Genomic DNA, 17,872 nt, shown 5'->3' on the forward strand with positions numbered 1-17,872 from the left:
GAATATGAATGTCTAATGACTCAAATATGAATGAGCAGTGACGCTTTGATGACGAAATGATGAATTGAATAATTATTAACCATTTGATTTATAAGGAATTTTAAGGCATAAGAATTGTTTTCAAATGTGAATAGCTCTTTGTAAGTTATTGAAAAGTAGTCATTAAGTAGTATTTATTGGTAGGGGTGTTTTTCGGAAATTGAGGAGCTTTAGCGAAGCAAAATAGAAAATAGTGGGATTTCATTTGTGCCAAAATAGATTGAGAGCTAGCTCTAATTATTAATGGGAAATGTGATCTAGATCGGCTGTAGTGTGGGGGATATTTAAGCGATATATAAAAATAAAGATGTGCTTATTCAATTGTGAGCGTATAGGTGAAAGCTTATATTTGTAGTGGTTTCATCAAGTAATGAGCAACAGCGGTTGATATTGCAGATCAGAAAACCGCAATCTTGTGTATCTCTTTACGGTTAGACCCTTTAAACTTGGGCTCAGTTACCGAGTTTCACTTGCAATTAGCGTGTCTACCCTTTAGGGTCATCAACCTTGCAATACCTGCCAACCCTTAATCTACAAAAGGAATCTCCCTTGAGCGACAATAAATTTTCTAAGTTACCTTTATCTCAGCCATTGCTTGATAATTTGGCGTCGATGGAGTATTCCGAGATGACCCCAATTCAAGCACAAAGCTTACCGCTAATGCTAAACGGTAAAGATGTGATTGGTCAGGGTAAAACAGGTTCAGGTAAAACAGCTGCATTTGGTTTGAGCTTACTGACTAACCTTAACGTGAAGCGATTTCGTGTTCAGTCTTTAGTATTGTGTCCAACGCGCGAGTTGGCTGACCAAGTAGCCAAAGAGATCCGTAGATTAGCGCGCACCATCCACAATATTAAAGTATTGACTCTTTGTGGTGGCGTTCCTATGGGGCCGCAAATTGGCTCACTTGAACACGGCGCTCATATTTTGGTGGGGACACCAGGCCGTATTTTGGATCACCTAGAAAGAGGGCGCATCAACCTAGCTGAGCTGAATACCTTAGTATTAGATGAAGCGGATCGTATGTTAGACATGGGTTTCCAAGATGCGCTAGACGCTATCATCGCAGAAGCGCCAAAACAGCGTCAAACCTTGCTATTTAGCGCCACTTTCCCTGAAAAAATTCAACAAGTGGCTTCTCGCATCATGCAAGATCCGCAGCTAGTTAAAGTGGAATCAACCCATGATAAAAGCAGCATTACTCAACACTTTTATAAAGTAGAAAACAATGATCAACGCCTGAAAGCGCTGGAAACCATTCTGTTAGCGTATCAACCTGAGTCTGCAGTGGTTTTTTGTAACACTAAGCGTGAAGTTCAAGAAGTGGCAGATGAGTTGCATTACAAAGGCTTTAGCGTTATCGATTTACACGGCGACCTTGAGCAAAGAGAGCGCAACCAAACTTTGGTTCAGTTTTCCAACAAAAGCGTTTCTATCTTAGTGGCCACAGATGTTGCGGCTCGGGGATTAGACGTAGAAAACCTAGATGCAGTTGTTAACTACCAGCTATCACGCGATCCAGAAGTTCACGTACACCGCATTGGCCGTACCGGTCGTGCCGGCAGCAAGGGTGTAGCCTGCAGTCTGTTTAGTGAAAATGAATACCACCGCGTGGCGCTTATCGATGAGTACATGAACACAGAGATTTCTGCGGAACCATTACCAAAAGCGACGGCTACAGCCTCAGTGCAACCAAGCATGGTGACCATTGAAATCTCTGGCGGCAAAAAACAAAAAGTAAGAGCAGGCGACATCCTAGGCGCTCTCACCAGTGGCGACGGCATCGACGGCAAAAAGGTAGGCAAAATCAACCTATTCGACATGCGCTCATACGTAGCAGTAGATAAATCAATAGCAAAAATCGCCCACAAAAAACTAGAAAACGGCAAAATGAAAGGCCGCAAATTCCGCGCCAGAATCCTTTCCTAGCTAAAGAAAGGTGCGGGGTCAGGTCTTGAAATTTGCACCGCTGTTTGTCGGTGGTGTTTAGGTTATAGATTGAATACCTAAATAGAACGTCTGATGTTTTCATCAGGCGTTTTTTTTTGACATGGATTTGAGAAAAGCGGGGTCAGAAAAGCGGGGTCAGGTCTTGAAATTTGCATCACTGTTAGGTGATGGCAATGAATTAAATGCTATGTAGATTGGCGATTAGGTTACAGTGATCGAGGAGGAAAGATGAATGTGTAAATTAAAAAAGCCTCAACAATGGTCAACCAATTGTTGAGGCTTAATAATAATGTGTTTAACTTTTCTTATTACTTAGCGAAGTTTTGCGTTAAGAAGTCAATTCCAGTTACTTTATTTTGAGTCACTTGCTTAAATGATAGACCGGTAGTCATTACCCAATCAGCCATTTCATTTTGACAATGTCCAGCATGTCCAGCGAAGCTATTTGCACCGGCGTTGTTGAACGTAGGGCTTACAGGGCTCGCATCCTTCACTGCTGTATAACCATAAACGGCCTTAAGTGTGCCAGAGAATGGGCTTGCACCTTGCGGGGTTACAGAGAATGCATTTTGCGTTTGACCATGTTGTTCAAAGTGACCTTGCTTATTGTTGCTTTTCTGAAGGTTGGTATTATCCATTGCCAAGTTATATACCGTATCACTCCATGCTACTGGAGAAGTTGCTGGTTGCATTCCTGCAGGGAAATTAGTGCCTTCACCTTCGCAGTATCGTTTTATAGAACGTGCACAGTTGACAGCGATCATCGTCTGAACTTTTTGGCTATTTAGGTCTAAACCTTTTGGAATATTCACAATACGACACCATTTAGCACTGGCAATGCCACTACCTGGTTGACCACCAAACACTGTGCCGGCAAGTAATTTTGAGTTATCTAATGTATTGTAATCAACCATGCTTGCAGGAATGTGTTGGTACTTGATACGTCCATCGTCTAGTTTCAAAAAGTCATTTCCAGCACTTTCTGTTCCTGCTTGCCATTGTGCTAACCATGCTTTACCAAAGGCCTGCTCAACGCCACTTTCTATACTTGTTAGTAATAGTTGATTTCCAGCAAGCGTTTTTTGGCTAAGCAGATCTTCAACACTTCCTGAATCGAAGATAAAGCTAGGATTTAGATGCGCATTCTTAAAATTATAAGAGATGATCTTTGTGTTGCTAGTTTTACAGCCCGATTGATATTGGTACTCAGTCAATGTGCCGTTAATTGTCATACCTTGGCTATCAACGTCAACAGTCATAGGTGTTGAACCGTAGCAGTGCCATTCTTCTTGCTGTGTAGTTGGTGCCCCTGTTGCTGATAATGTCACGACGCGTGATGCATCAAAAGTAAGACTGGTTTGGCTACCTTTTGTGGGTAGCTTGGCAAATGCACCAGGCTTAAGGGTCATGCTAAGACCTTGAGTGATACCAGGGTTAATATTTTGTATTGTGATTTTGCTTTGTGTTGAAAGAGCGAACAGGCTATCCAATGCATTATATAAAGGGGAGTTATGACTAAACTCAAAACCATTTTGTGTATCGATATAATTATTTAATTGGCTTTTCTCATTAGCCGATAACTTAGGAACAAGTTTATCAGCGTTAATATCATTATTGCTATTACACGCACTCAGCATTAATAGACTTGATACAATAGCCGTTGTTTTGAATAGATTCATAAACACTCCATAATTTGTGAATTTAGCCTAAGTAGTACATTAATATTCCACTAGTCTGTAATCCGTTGCAGCAAAACCATCTTCGGCAAGGAATCATTTAGGCTGATAATATGCGCTGAATTATAAATGAAACCAAGAATATGGGAGCCGTTGAAGCTATGTTCTCATATTTGATGATCGTCACAATAACGTGTCGCGGGAAGTGCTAAGTGCTGTTTGACGCAATAAATGGTTGGTGCAAAATTCAAGACCTGACCCCGCTTGTTTTGATAGAATTGGACTTCAATTAACTATTTATGAGAGTTGTACTGTGTTTACGGTTATTGGATGGTTTGTTCTTTCTATTTTTTGTGGTGTGTATGCGTCTAGTAAAGGGCGTTCGGGGTTTGGATTCTTTTTGTTGGCAGTATTGCTGTCGCCGATTATAGGTTTTATCGGCGCTTTGATTGCATCTCCTGTACAAAGTAAAGTTGAAGAAAAGGCGATTGGTCGTGGTGATTTACGTAAATGTCCAATGTGCGCCGAACTTGTGAAAGCAGAAGCACTACTGTGTAAACATTGCGGTTCAAAGCTTGATTCAATGGATACAGATAGCGACTTTAGTCATCAAGAAGAACCAGGATATCAGTATCAAATCATGGTGAACGGTGAAGATATTATAGCCTTTGATGTGAGTAAAGCAGGTACGCCGGATAATATAGACAGAGCGAAAGCGAAAGGCTTTAAAGAAAGAGGCGTCGTGTTTGCAGATAATGCGATAGAAGCCATCAAAATATATTCTGAATCTTAAAATTAAAGTGTGATGCAACGGTATTAGCAGTAAGGATTAATTTTTAACTATAATATCCGTTAAATCCGACTTTTAATAATCACCAAACATCATAGAAGGGAGTTAAATCCCTTCTATCTATTAATACCAATAATTAGGCGAACGCTGCTTTACTCGCTTCAAGAGTACGCTTTAACGAATCGGTAAATCGAGTTCTTTTGGCTACGGTTAATCGGCCGGCATAATAAAGTTCAATCAATACACCGCTGTCGCAAATATCACATTGGCTTTCGCAATGCATCTGCTCTAAAAACATTTCCATTTTGTAGGGGGATAACTGAAACCTTTCTATTTCATCGCCCCTATTGCAATTATAAATAATAACTTCCATCTTCACTCCTTGAAGAATTGCAATGATTTCCTGTGATTACTATGGCTCATATTGAGAAGTTTTTTATAGATTGAAATCACATACTTACGTTTAATGAGCGTATGTTTGATCGCGATCAATGTACGAAACTAAATGCACTAATTGTTTGTGAAGAATATCAATGTTTTCGTTGTGGATTTTTGTTGATGCAGAGAGTATTTAATTAAGAAGTAGCTGCTGATTACTAGGATAGGTAGGTAGAATCCAAATGCTCGTAACAAAATAGGCCCGCCGAAGCGAGCCTATCAATTTTAATGTGCAATCCGGCTTAAGCCGTAGCAAGTTGCAAAGATTTCTCTTCAGAAATAGGGCGCGTAACCAGAGACAGCACTACACAGATTGCCATCATTACCGCAGAGATGGTGTAAGCAATAGTGTAACCTTCGCCATGCGTCATAGAGAAGCCGACCACCGCTGCGCCAATCGCACCGCCAATGCCCCATGCTGTATACAATACGCCATAGTTAGTACCGTAGTTTTTCAGACCGTAATATTCCGCTGTAATCGATGGGAATACCGCAAGCAGTGTACCGTAGCCAACTGCCGCAATTGCGGTGCCTAAAATAAGCGCTGCTTCTGATTTGAAGGTCGCAAACAAAGCCATGTTGATGCCTTGCAGTGCAAAAGCGATAAATAGAGTACGCAGACCGCCAATCTTGTCAGATAAAATGCCCGCGCCAATACGACCGCCGGAGTTAAAGATAGCCAAGATAGAGGCTAGGTAAACCGCATTAGGCAGGTTAGCTTGCACGCTAGCGATAGTGGTGATGTTACCAATGATCATAAGACCAGTTGCAGAAGCAAATGCGTACATGATCCACAGTGAGTAAAACTGCGGTGTTTTCAGCATCACTTTCCATGAAATATCACTATTTTGCTTAATCGCGATGGGCGCTTTACCCGCTTTTACTTTAGGCGCTTGTGGTACATAGTCCGCCGGAGGGTTGGTAATAGTTGCCGCGAGAGGTACCGCGATAACCAGTACTGCAATGCCTAAAATTAGAAAACTCTGGTCGATGCCGTAATTGGTGATAAGAGCCGATGTTAGAGGCGCAAGATAAACCGCCGCAAGACCAAAACCTGCCGCTATCAAGCCATTCACTAAGCCTTTTTTCGATGAGTGGAACCACTTCATTGCTGCAGGCGAAAGACACGCATAACCAAAGCCGATGCCTGCACCTGCAACCACACCAAAGGTCATGCTTAGCATCGCTGGGGTAGTAGCAAAGCTTGAACCCATCATGCCTAAACCAGTAAGCGTTGCGCCAAGCATTAGAATCGTTCGTGGGCCCATTCTATCTTGCAAAATACCTGCGACTAAAAGAGCAATGGAGAAAGTTATTGTCGCAATGGCATAAGGTTGTGATGCATCTGCTGCGTTCCAGCCGTGATCGGTAACTAGAGCTTTGTTGAAGATACTCCAAGCATAAAGGATGCCTAAACAAAGGTTGATACAGAATCCTGCTATTAGGATGCGCATCGCTTTATCGATCTTTTTCATCGTTTTTTCTCAGTGCCATTTTGGCTAGGTAAGTTAGGTTAATTATTGGAAACGTTCAAAAATACTTTAGTTTTATCAACATTTCTAAGTGCGAGTTGCGCGAATTGTACACAAGTTATTTTTGATTTAAATCTCTTTTTACCAAAAATGGAAAATAATTTTGCAGTGTATTTGTGGGTGTTTTGATTTGGAGGAAAATTGAAAGATTTGCTTACGTTTTATCGAGCAATCGTTTGCTCTGGAACTTGTGTTTCACCCCAAATGTGAGGTAGGAAACATTTATAGAAAATAGTTTTCGATAACCATTTATTAACAATTAGTGTGATTTATTTAGCATTTCAAGGCGTTTTAAATAAAAACAAGGATTTCTTGATTTACAACAATGTTACCATGTTAATAACTTGTGAAAATGACGTGGATTTCAATGATTTATATGAAACAGCGTTAAAAATTAACGATTGCAATCGTGTAGTTTTCCGTCAGAATGCAATGAAAACTTAGATTCCAAATATGAAAGGTCACTTTACTAAGCTTTAGTGAGGTTCTATATGAAAATATTTTTACTACTCTTTATTTCTGTTTCGGCGGGTGCCGCTTCTGCTGAACACTTAACATCATTTTTATATGGATTGAGCACTGCATCTCTGGCAGTGGGCGCCTGTTTTTGGTTGGCATTTCGTTCGTCTCGCTGGCCACAACTGGCGGTATTTTTGTTGTTGATGGGGATGTTATGCAAACTGACCATAACGGTGGTGTCTACCATTATGGGGGTTAAAGCAGGCCTTATTACTTCTCCGCTGATCTTCTCACTTTCATATTTGTTTTTTGCAATTGCAACAACCTACGTCTACTTCTATTTTAAGGATAAAAGTACTAATCGTAAGTTGGGCCTAGGACAACAATAACAACGTCTTAATTGCAGACGCAGTGACAATATAAGCCACAATTTTTTAAAACCGCTACAGCTTAATAAGCTATAGCGGTTTTTTGATCACTTAATTGCTGAGATTGGTATTATTAGTTATCGCCATTGTAAAACGAGGCAACTAATGAGCATCAATACTTTATATTCTGCCAAGCAAATCAAACGAAGCGAAGCCAGTGCAGCAGAGCTTGCTGGAATAACGCTGTACGAATTAATGGAACGTGCAGGGCAGGCCGCGTTTGAACGTGTGCAGGTGATGCTTCCCGATTTAGGCAAAATATTGGTGTGTTGTGGCTCTGGCAATAACGGCGGAGACGGCTTTGTTGTGGCGCGCTTAGCACTAGAGTCGGGCTATGAGGTCGATGTTTTTCAACCAACTTATTGCACTTCCCAAAATCCCGACACTCAATCTGACGCTTATAAAGCCAAACAGAAGTGGTCTTTGCGCAGCCAAAGTATTCTTAACACCATCGAAAGTAATGACAGATACGATCTTATTGTGGATGGTTTGCTCGGTACTGGTCTTGTCAATAAGGTCAGGGATAACCTTGCCTTCGATATCATCCGCATTAATGCGCTTAACGTCCCTATATTGAGTTTAGATATTCCATCAGGGCTACAGGCCAATACCGGTGAGATCTTAGGTAGTGCAATAAAAGCGACTGAAACCATTACCTTTGTCGGCAATAAACTCGGATTAGTGACTGGCAAGGCGCGCAATGTGGTCGGCAATTTATACGTAGCTGACTTAGGTATTTCGCCTCAATTTTCCCATCTGGAGTCAAGCCACACGACCATTTTTGCAAAGCCGCAAGCACAGGCACTTATTCCACAAAGGGAGGCATCTGCTCACAAAGGTAACTGCGGTCGCGCTTTGTTAGTTGGAGGCAATCAAGGAATGAGCGGCGCTATTATTATGGCCGCGCAAGCCTGCGCTCGAACTGGAGCAGGCTTAATTAATGTAATGACTCATGCCGATTCCATTATGCCTTTATTAGTGCGTCAGCCTGAGATCATGGCGATGGCCATTACAAATCAAAACCAGCGTGAAATAGATGAGTTCATTAGCCATAGCGCACTTGCGAGTAGCTGTGTGATAGCCATTGGCCCAGGATTAGGGACTGACCTTTGGTCAAAGACCTTATTTAATTGGGCGATGGCACAAAACAAACCCAAAATCATCGATGCTGATGGACTTAACTTGCTGGCCAGTAGCGCCGAACCATTTGAATTACACGATTGTGTTTTAACGCCGCACCCAGGTGAAGCCGCGCGTTTATTAGGCGTTACCGTCGCAGACATAGAAAAAGACCGATACGCAGCGGTTAATCAGTTACAGGCAAAATTTCAATGCGTGGTTCTTCTTAAAGGTGCGGGCACATTAATATGTGATGGGCAAAGCACGCAGGTGATTACAGCGGGTAACTCAGGCATGGCGAGTGGCGGCATGGGAGATGTATTAACGGGCGTTATTGCTGGGTTAGTGTGCCAAGGGCTAGAGCCGGTGCAAGCGGCGTGTTTAGGTGCATGGCTACATTCTACAGCGGCGGATAATAAGGCTAAAAAAGAGGGGAGCATAGGGATGCTTGCGTCAGATTTATTGCCTGAAATTCGTACGTTAATAAACCAAAATTAGAATTAACATCAGAAATTTAAGAAAAAGTAGCAAAATAAGCAGAAAAGTCAGCTATAAAACGTGCAATTTCAATAAGGAAAATACGGATTTTACTTCACTTTAGTGATTCAGGTCACACTATAACAGAGCGCATAATGTAACTAAAAGTATCTGGGAATAAGTTAAGGAATATAGGTTGTTGATTTAAAAGAATAAACGAATTTAGGAAGGGCGCAGATTTGCAAGTTTCAAGATAGTAGCACAAATAAAAACAAAAAATCAGTCTTGCGACAATTTAATCTGAACCTATAATGCTGAAAACCGGAGCGTCTGCCAACGCTCCGGTTTTTTTGTGTCCGAAGAATGGTCAACGCTTCTGCCAAAGCACGACCTGCATTGTAATTGGCACGTCATTTATAAGAATCAAGGAAATGCACAATGCGTATCGAACAAGAACTTAAGTTAGGCTTTAAAGATGTACTGTTTCGCCCTAAGCGCTCAACACTAAAAAGTCGTTCCCAAGTAAATTTAACCCGCGATTTTACATTCAAGCATAGTGGTCGTCAATGGTCTGGTGTACCTGTTATCGCCGCCAACATGGATTCTGTTGCAACATTCGAAATGGCCGCTGCATTAGCCGAGCACGACGTAATGACCGCCGTACACAAACACTACACAGTAGAGCAGTGGGCAGACTTCGTTAAAAACGCAGACAGCAAAACACTGAAAAATGTGTTTGTATCAACCGGCACTTCAGAAGCCGAGTTTGAGAAAACCAAACAAATCATGGCACTGTCAGAAGAACTTATTTTCATCTGTGTTGATATCGCCAACGGTTACTCAGAACACCTTGTCGAATACGTAGAAAAAGTGCGCGCCGAATTCCCAACTAAAGTCATTTCAGCAGGTAACGTAGTGACCGGCGACATGTGTGAAGAGCTAATTCTTGCCGGCGCAGACATCGTAAAAGTCGGCATCGGCCCAGGCAGCGTATGTACCACTCGCGTTAAAACAGGCGTAGGCTACCCACAACTTTCAGCCATCATCGAATGTGGCGATGCAGCACACGGCCTTGGCGGCATGATCATCGGCGATGGTGGCTGTGCCTGCGCCGGAGACGTATCAAAAGCCTTCGGCGGCGGCGCAGACTTCGTCATGCTAGGCGGCATGCTAGCCGGCCACGAAGAATCAGGCGGCGAAGCCATAGAAAAAGACGGCAAGCAATACATGAAGTTCTACGGCATGTCATCAGAATCAGCCATGGCGAAACACTCTGGAGGCGTAGCAAAATACCGCGCAGCAGAAGGCAAAACCGTGCTACTGCCATTCCGTGGCAGTGTTCACCACACTATCTCAGACATCCTAGGCGGTGTGCGCTCTACATGTACTTACGTGGGGGCGGCGAAGCTTAAAGAATTGACTAAACGTACTACGTTTATTCGCGTGCAAGAGCAAGAGAATAATGTGTTTGGGAAAGAGTGAGTCTTAGATAATTCGGGGAAATTTTGAATTGGGGAGAGTCGCGTAAGCGGCTCTTTTTTTCGAATTTGTAAAGAGTAGAGGATGAGTGAGCAGGGCAACTGCATGAATGCCTAGTTTTTCACTACCTGAGTAAAACTAGCGCTTAATATAATCTCTAGCGTGGTTGTATACATAATGCATCGTTTCTGCTTTACAACAATGTGTAACTTAATTGGCTCTTCTCGGGGCATGTTGAAACTCATATCGCGTAGGCAAGACAAATTCTCTGCACCGTGTCTTTGTATATCTGGCGTGCATCTTCATCCATTGTGACAAATGCATTGACTCTATCCTCCCAATACTCTCTAACAGCCATCACGGCTTGCTCTGCGCTTAGTGTTTTAGAACTGATGTAGTAATAATACTCTAGGTCGAGTGCTTTTTCTTGTTCAAGGCGGAGTGTTCAAGCATTAAAATGCTCTTCAAGCCTTCCCTGCAAGAATAGTTTCCTTTAAGTTTTGTACCGTCAAAAACATAGCACTGGCGAGATTCTACACATCCTTGCTCTTACTCAAGAGAGAGGTTATCTACGACATTTGCTCGCTGAGAAGAGAATGCTTTTTCTACCGTCTTTCTTAGTTTTCTTTGTTCACTCTTTACTGCAGCAAGTATTCGCGACCTTTGCACCTTAGCGTTGATCGGTAATCGTCTTTGAATATTTAGGAAAGTTTGTTCACTTTGATATAGATATAGATATTGATATTGGTATTACAAGAGCGTAATAGCTTATCGTTGAAACTGTTTTTATTACTAGAAATGAGCCTAACTAACCCCAAGCGCTTTATATACAGCATCAATAGGATCACTATAGAAGCTCACTTGGAACTTGGTAAATGTCTCTGCTGGCACGGTTGGGATGTCTGTGGCAGATGCCATCGGAATCAATATTTTTGTTGCACCCGCTTCAAGAGCGACTTGCATAGAACCAGCTAAATCTTGCACTGGGTTAAGCACACCGCCAAGTGTCATCGACCCAAGTACAACCATTGATTCTTGCATAGGCTTATTCAGCAAAGCTGAACAGCTAGCGATCAGAGAGGCAAGGCTTGAGCTGTGAGAATTACCCGACATTTGTAAGTCAACAAAGTGCAGGTGGAACTCATGGTCTGAGAACTGACTATTTGCAGCAATGCGTGACAAGTTGCCTTTAAAATACTCAAACCCGATCTTTACTTGTTCTTTTGCTTCAGTATCGGAACTAAGGCCTGAAGTCGTAAGTTTGCCATTTCCTGCTGTCTTTTGCGTTTCTACGCGGAATACGCCAAGTTTGCTATTATGGCCAGGACTAACAAAGTGAATCACCCCTGGGTTTGGAATACCTGGTGCAATTAATTGAGAACCGCCTTGTTCTGGTACGTTAACAAAAAACTCTTCAAGACTGTCATTATCGATATAAGAGAAGTTCACATCGAAGAATTCCATACCGCCGATTTTTTTCAACTGTTCTTTGACACGGCGACGAACTTCTAATGCGTATGTTAAGCAAGTGCGAACATCTTCCTTGGTATATTCACCGTGTGGAACGAGCAGTTTCAGTAACCCCGAAGTTGTGCGACGAACACCAATCACATCTCGTTGGTTGAGATTGTTGCCCAATTTAAAGAACTTATCTATAGCGTCAGAGAAGGTTTGTTTGCGCATTTCTCGCATATACTCAGCAAGATAGTCTGTAATCAATCCAAAACGGTTTGTGAAGAACTCAGGACGCATCTTAGGTATTTCCCACCCTGGTATATAGGCGTGGAAACGGTCAAAGAAAGCGGCATCGATCATCTCTTGAGGGAATGGAGCAAGTAGGTGGCTTGTTTTAACAAGAGTTTCTACGCTTTGGTCTATGTTACCGACGAAAACCATAGAGGCTTTTGCTTCAATGGAGTCACGACCTCGGCTAAAAGAACCTGAAGCCATGTAGTCCTTCATTATTTGCACGCCGTCTTTGTCTTTAAAACGAATACCAGCAACTTCATCGAACGCCACAATATCCCACATGCCTACAAGCCCTACTTGGCGTGAAGACATATTGTAGAAGAGGTTAGCAACGGTTGTTTGACCACCCGATACGAGTAAAGAGTTCGGAGAGCATTCTTTATATACGTGTGATTTACCCGTACCACGAGGGCCAAGTTCACAGACATTATAGTTATTTTCTACAAACGGGATCATGCGAGCCAATATATGCCACTTAGCCCTTTGCTCAAGGTTTGTAGGCTCCATACCGATTGAGCGTAATAGCAAATCTAGCCACTGAACCATCGAGAAGTTTCGACGAGCATTAAAGACTTCGTCCATATTCATCGATGGCATTTGGATTGCTTTAAGACCAAGTACAGAGAATGGTGACGTCTTTTGTCCCTCTTCAAAGAAATAGCTTAGCGTAACGATACACCAGATACCGCCAGTGAGTAGTTTCTCGTTCTCTTTCACCATGCTGGCAGGGATCACAGCATCTTTGATACCTAGGTTTGATAAGCTTGCTTCATAGACGTCTTTCTTTTGGTTGAGCTTAACCGATATCTTATCAATGACTTTATGTGTACCACGCTCACGTATGAGAGATTTAACCTTTTCAGCTTCATCAGGTCGAACGTAGTTATCCGTTAAGATTTTCTTAACACGTCCCATTCCTGCTTCGATAAGGTCGTCATCGGTTGCCGAGCAGTACATACCAAGTAGATATTCAAGGACATAAACAGGGACATTTGCCCCTTCTTTAAGCTGTTTCGTTAAGTCTTTGCGAACAACGCGTCCTTTGAACTCAGTGGTCATGAGATCGTCTAAGTCGACATCTCGAACATCTTTGATTTCTTGTGCGATGCTCTCTTCTTGAGAAAGGGGACTTTCATCAGGTTGCGGGGATGAGCCATTTTCTTCATTGTCAAAATGATGGTAGTGATGAACTTCCGTTGCTTTACTATCGTTGTTATCGTCAATCATGAATAGGTTCCGTTAAAAAAGATCATCAAAATCGTCTTGGATTGCTAAGTCGATTGTTACCGAATGAGTTGCGTAGCGATCACCCTGCTCACTATCCCACATAATTAGTTTATATGGGGTAGTTCTATCGAAGTTGCTGCCGTTTAGCGTCAGTATCGCATTGCGCTTGCGTTCATCAGAATTTGAGGATGAAGAGTCAAATAGTATCTGTGTTTTGTTTGAAACAACAGTGCCTTCAGGGTCTTCTATCCAAATGTTTAGATTGCGTTCTTTAAATTTATCGCCAATGGCATTGGTTTGTAAGAACTCAATTTTTTCACTAAGTGTAACAATACGAAGCCCATTACTAAGTGGCACTACCCCCACTTTTTGTTTTGCAGTCGTCTTTTGTTTGGTTGTTTTCAAGTGTTCAATACGAAGGACAGGAACACAAACCTCTTGTGGCATTATTCCACCGTGAATGAACTTAGCACCACCCACAAAGTTAAAGCGGTTTGAGCCTCGAGGAACAATAAACTCGGCTTGGTCGCCATTAGCAGATAACTTAGCTGTTACAGCCATGTTGCCTTTCCAGTAGAAGCTGTCTTTTGGAAGTTGTTGACCGATAAGGTAACGCTTTTTAGCCTCTACCGTCCCACTTGGTTTTACGGATAGCGCGGTTTTATCTGACTCAACAACATCGCTTGATTTAAATAAGAAACCGTGATCAGCCGTGACCAAAATTCTGTTACCGTTTAATTTGTTGATGATGCGCTCGACAAGTAATCTAACTTGCTCGATAGCATAGGCACAGGCATCAAAGGTCTGATTCTCTGTTGCCGCTTTATCACCAATGGCGTCTATTTGGTCATGGTAAATGTATACAACACGAGCATCAGCTACCGCCTTACGACCCTCTTCGTTTGTCCAATTAAGAACATCAGAAGCTTTTACTGCCATACCTCGATATTTTTCAAGGACAGCATGTCGGTTGTCCAAACCATGAACACTCAGACCGTCAGCTTTGTATTTAACATCTTTTCCGATGTGAGCGGTCAGTTCTTTATGAGGTAATAAAGACGCCATTCCAAGCTGAGTATAGCTAGGCACGACACCAAGCTGTGATTTGATAACAGACTTAAAGCGTTTTTCCTTATTTATTTGCTCATGTATATCATGTGCGACTTCATAACGAAGGGCATCACTTATAATTACAAATACGCGCTTTATCTGACTTGATTGGAAGATGCGTTCTACTTCATTGTTGTAGAAGTCATATTGGTTGAAGACGCCATGGATTTTCCATGTGTCTAATAAGTTTTCATCGTCGACATGTTTGCCCCACGCAATGGCTAAATCATGCAAGTACCAATTTACGTACAAGTCTTCGATGTCTTCGACCAGCTTTAGTTTCTTTAGAATGTCTGAGCCTTGGTGAGCAACATAGTTAGCGTTCTCACAGAAGTTTCGATAAGCCGTATCGAAAAGGAAAAGCTCTTGCTCGTAAGCCCTATAAAGATTTTTAGCTGAATCAAAATCAAAGCCATCAATATATTTAGATTTAAGAGAGTAAAACTGTTTCGCTGCTTTGATTGCCTTATAAACGTTCGCATACTTTGTATCCACAAATTCAGCTTTAACATGGCACCAGTGAGTCGTGAGACGGTGTGATACAAGACTGTTCAGTTCTTCTGAGCTTAATGAAGCGATATGTTTTGCAAGTAAAATTGATAACTGTTTGTCTGCAAACTCAAATGTTTCAACGAGCCTTAGCTTTTCAGGTGATTCTATTAGACGCAATTTATCTGAGATTTCATAATCACTTTCTATACGACGAGAAAGGCTACTATAGCCATCTTGACAACTACGACTTTCACGTAATTGTACGACAAAACTTACAACTTGAGCACGACGGCCTGAATTTAGACCTACGCGCTCAGCGGTATATCCTGCTTCAAGCTGCTCTTGAGTAGGCATAGGTAGTAGATGTGTAGTAAAACGCTCAACGACCTCGTCACTGTTTGAACAGCCGCTGTTGATAAGAGACTGATAGCATTCTGTAAAGAGAAGCTTTACTGCTAGTTCTTGAATCGTTGGTTTCAGGTGACTGGAGTCATCTGTTGCTTCAACAATATATCCAAGTTCTTCGTAAGCAAACTGCCAAAACGGTCCATTCAAATTGAATTTATCAAGTTCTACCAAAAGCTCTTTAGAATCAAACTCGACGGATAGTTGTACTAGAAGGGTTTGTAAAATGGTAACAAACGTTGGTGTTTCTATCTTCAATGCCGCTGCAATTAGCGCTAGCTCTAGCTCTCGCTCTGTAGCAGAAGGAGGAAGAATCTTCTTTAATCGTGTTACGCGCTGCTTGCTACCAAAGAATGTCTTATATTTAGCAATAGCAGGGCGAAATTCCATGTTCATACCGATGTCATTCAGAATCATGGAGCTGCTATCTGCATAAAACTCTTGTGCGTAAAGCCTGATATCGTACAGCCAGTCGCGGGTAGGATCATTAGGAGTCGTGTTGCTGTATAGAAGGAAAGCCGTTTCAGGTTCCATTAGCTCAATACGATACTTTACCTCCAAGTGGGACAAAGTATCAAGGTAGATAACTTGAGTGCTTTCGTAAGACGTATTAAGAGATAGTGATTCAATGAGATCGTTAAACTCATTGTCAGTATCCTGCCAAAAGACAAGTCTACTTTTTTCAAATTTGGCTATTAGCCCACTAGTGATCTGATCAATATTCATCGTTGTTTTACTTCGCCTGAGTGTGGCTGTTTAAAAGTGGTAACTAATTAATAGCTTATCACTTTTTAGAGCGAAAATCGCTGATGACACGCTGATGAAAGATTCCAGTGTCCCGATACTATGTATAAGTATTTATTGGATTCATGATTTCATCCAAACTATGAAAAACCAAGCTTTGTCATACTTTTCTAAACTTAGTGCCTCTATGATTTGGATGGTGGCTTTTTGGGCGGAATTCACTATTAGAAGATGAAGTATGCGTAGTGAAAAAGAGCAGCGGATAGGCTGCTCAAGATCATTATAAATCTTACTTTTCAATATCAACGATTTGATAGATTTTAGCTCGGCCTGGACGGATGAGTAGTTCATGACTTTGAAAGTGCGACACCAATTTAGTAACGGCGGCCTTTCCTATGATATCTACCAACACATGTAAACCTTTAAGAATATCCGCTTCCGATAGTGAGGCATGACTAGCATCATTCGTTTGCTTTGCCCTGAATAAATCAAGTAAATCAAAATAGAAAAATGCGAGTGTTTCTGAGCCACAGAATGCAGGGTGGATGTTAGCCATGCTGTTAGCATCGTCATTATGAGAGCTTTCTTGTAGACCCTCAGAAGCACTTAACGCGAGCTCCTCTTCTGATAGGCTTGTCGTGTTCGGAGTAGGCGAATCGTCATCTAATTTAATATTTATAGCAGTGTCTGTTGAATTTGATTCTGTCTCTCCAACGACACCCAAAGCAGAAGATAAAGAATCCATTGGCGTAATTGAGTTCGCTTGTGTAAGTACTTTTACTTTGGTTTTGCTGCTAGGGAAACCATTCAGTATTTCTTCGTTGCCAGCTAAGTTAGGGGAGTCATGGCGTGAGATGTATTGAGGACACCAATTAGCTATCAAATTCTCTTTTACTCCATTAAACGTCCCGCCCTCTAAACCAGAACAAACTGCGACAACGGCTTCAGATAAGAAGTAGATATATTTATTGCGTTGCATTGCATTTTGACCACGGCCAAAACTTGCTTCAGGGTCAAATGGAGAGAGTAGAAGTAATTGACCACTCTTTAAGTAGCTTCGCCATTGGCTATCACCACAAGCTTTAAACAAACTATCACCAAGAATCCCAATGGAATTACTACCGTTGCTCATCGAACGATGCATCGCAATACTGTCGACGCCCTTTGCTGCTCCCGAAACAACTTGTAAACCATGTTGATTAATATCATCAACATAGGTAATAGTGGCTGACTCGTCCGTTGCACCACAATTACGAGAGCCAACAAAGCCGACACCTTTAAAGTTCAATAAGTCGATATTCCCTGTACCAAATAAGATGGCTGGTGCCTTCTCTCTTAATCCATACTTTATCTGAACTGGGTAGGTTTTATCTGCTCGACTTATAATCCAAATACCTGCACTTTGCCATTTTTCTAGTGCTTGCGATAGGGCCATACCGCGTGATAATAATGATTGGAACCGTTCTTTTGTCATCTCCAAAACAGTCTTATCTAGACCTCTCATAGAGCCAGAAAGCGCATTTTTAGAAGCGAAATGTGTAGCTTCATCACCAAACTCGACAAAGAAAGATTCTAGTCGATCATTGTCTAGTAAATCCTGAGGCTGAAATTGGTTTGCCGCCATCCAGTGAGCTAGATAACCGAACCCATTATCGGTCAACGGCTTACATGCACTTCTATCGGAACGGTTGAAGTAATGCGTGAGCATTAGCATTGCTTTGGTATTTTCTGATAGTTCATTTTGCATAATATGATTCA

Annotated in this window: 11 protein-coding genes and 1 pseudogene; 5 read left to right on the forward strand and 7 right to left on the reverse strand. The window is 41.9% G+C overall.

All coding sequences use genetic code 11. From position 1 onward, the window contains the following. Nucleotides 1–588 precede the first annotated feature (588 nt). Nucleotides 589–1,968 carry an ATP-dependent RNA helicase DbpA gene (gene dbpA / locus QV280_RS14250; protein ID WP_023403535.1) on the forward strand — a complete coding sequence of 460 codons (1,380 nt, stop codon included), beginning with the start codon at nucleotides 589–591 and terminating at the stop codon, nucleotides 1,966–1,968. A gap of 329 nt (nucleotides 1,969–2,297) precedes the next feature. Here dbpA and QV280_RS14255 read toward each other — a convergent pair whose 3' ends face one another. Next, entirely contained in the window at nucleotides 2,298–3,668 is a 1,371-nt protein-coding gene (locus tag QV280_RS14255; protein WP_152820614.1) for a hypothetical protein, read from the reverse strand. Between the two features lie 310 nt (nucleotides 3,669–3,978). On the opposite strand from QV280_RS14255, the gene QV280_RS14260 reads away from it, so the two are divergent. Then, the gene (locus tag QV280_RS14260; RefSeq protein WP_216643774.1) at nucleotides 3,979–4,458 is read left to right on the forward strand and encodes a zinc ribbon domain-containing protein; all 480 of its coding nucleotides are present in this window, start codon (nucleotides 3,979–3,981) and stop codon (nucleotides 4,456–4,458) included. A gap of 133 nt (nucleotides 4,459–4,591) precedes the next feature. On the opposite strand, the gene QV280_RS14265 is transcribed toward QV280_RS14260, so the two are convergent. Both QV280_RS14265 and QV280_RS14270 read right to left on the reverse strand, forming a co-directional pair. Further along, the gene (locus QV280_RS14265; RefSeq protein ID WP_023403538.1) at nucleotides 4,592–4,828 is read right to left on the reverse strand and encodes a hypothetical protein; all 237 of its coding nucleotides are present in this window, start codon (nucleotides 4,826–4,828) and stop codon (nucleotides 4,592–4,594) included. Between the two features lie 307 nt (nucleotides 4,829–5,135). After that, nucleotides 5,136–6,368, reverse strand: a complete 1,233-nt coding sequence (locus QV280_RS14270; RefSeq protein WP_023403539.1) for an L-lactate MFS transporter — start codon at nucleotides 6,366–6,368, stop codon at nucleotides 5,136–5,138. Between the two features lie 548 nt (nucleotides 6,369–6,916). On the opposite strand from QV280_RS14270, the gene QV280_RS14275 reads away from it, so the two are divergent. The 3 genes from QV280_RS14275 to QV280_RS14285 all read left to right on the forward strand — a co-directional run bounded on the left by QV280_RS14275 (nucleotide 6,917) and on the right by QV280_RS14285 (nucleotide 10,390). After that, nucleotides 6,917–7,273 (forward strand): NADH:ubiquinone oxidoreductase, encoded by a 357-nt coding sequence (locus QV280_RS14275; RefSeq protein WP_152820616.1) that lies wholly within the window; start codon nucleotides 6,917–6,919, stop codon nucleotides 7,271–7,273. 144 nt (nucleotides 7,274–7,417) lie between these two features. After that, a complete protein-coding gene (locus tag QV280_RS14280; RefSeq protein WP_152820618.1) occupies nucleotides 7,418–8,929 on the forward strand; it encodes an NAD(P)H-hydrate dehydratase in 1,512 nt (503 codons plus the stop codon). A gap of 417 nt (nucleotides 8,930–9,346) precedes the next feature. Next, nucleotides 9,347–10,390: a GMP reductase gene (locus tag QV280_RS14285; protein WP_152820620.1), complete on the forward strand. Its 1,044-nt coding sequence runs from the start codon at nucleotides 9,347–9,349 to the stop codon at nucleotides 10,388–10,390. A gap of 110 nt (nucleotides 10,391–10,500) precedes the next feature. On the opposite strand, the pseudogene QV280_RS14290 reads toward QV280_RS14285, so the two are convergent. From QV280_RS14290 to QV280_RS14305, 4 genes and pseudogenes are all read right to left on the reverse strand, one after another. Further along, a pseudogene (locus tag QV280_RS14290) lies at nucleotides 10,501–11,038 on the reverse strand (ISAs1 family transposase); the annotation flags it as partial. Between the two features lie 153 nt (nucleotides 11,039–11,191). Then, on the reverse strand, nucleotides 11,192–13,231 hold the full coding sequence (gene brxL, locus QV280_RS14295) for a protease Lon-related BREX system protein BrxL (protein WP_367869577.1): 2,040 nt from the start codon (nucleotides 13,229–13,231) through the stop codon (nucleotides 11,192–11,194). Between the two features lie 144 nt (nucleotides 13,232–13,375). Then, entirely contained in the window at nucleotides 13,376–16,096 is a 2,721-nt protein-coding gene (gene pglZ / locus QV280_RS14300; RefSeq protein ID WP_152820623.1) for a BREX-1 system phosphatase PglZ type A, read from the reverse strand. Between the two features lie 307 nt (nucleotides 16,097–16,403). Continuing rightward, nucleotides 16,404–17,861 (reverse strand): DNA-processing protein DprA, encoded by a 1,458-nt coding sequence (locus QV280_RS14305; protein WP_253912548.1) that lies wholly within the window; start codon nucleotides 17,859–17,861, stop codon nucleotides 16,404–16,406. Nucleotides 17,862–17,872: the final 11 nt, after the last annotated feature.

The sequence above is a fragment of the Vibrio sp. B1Z05 genome (assembly GCF_052955985.1).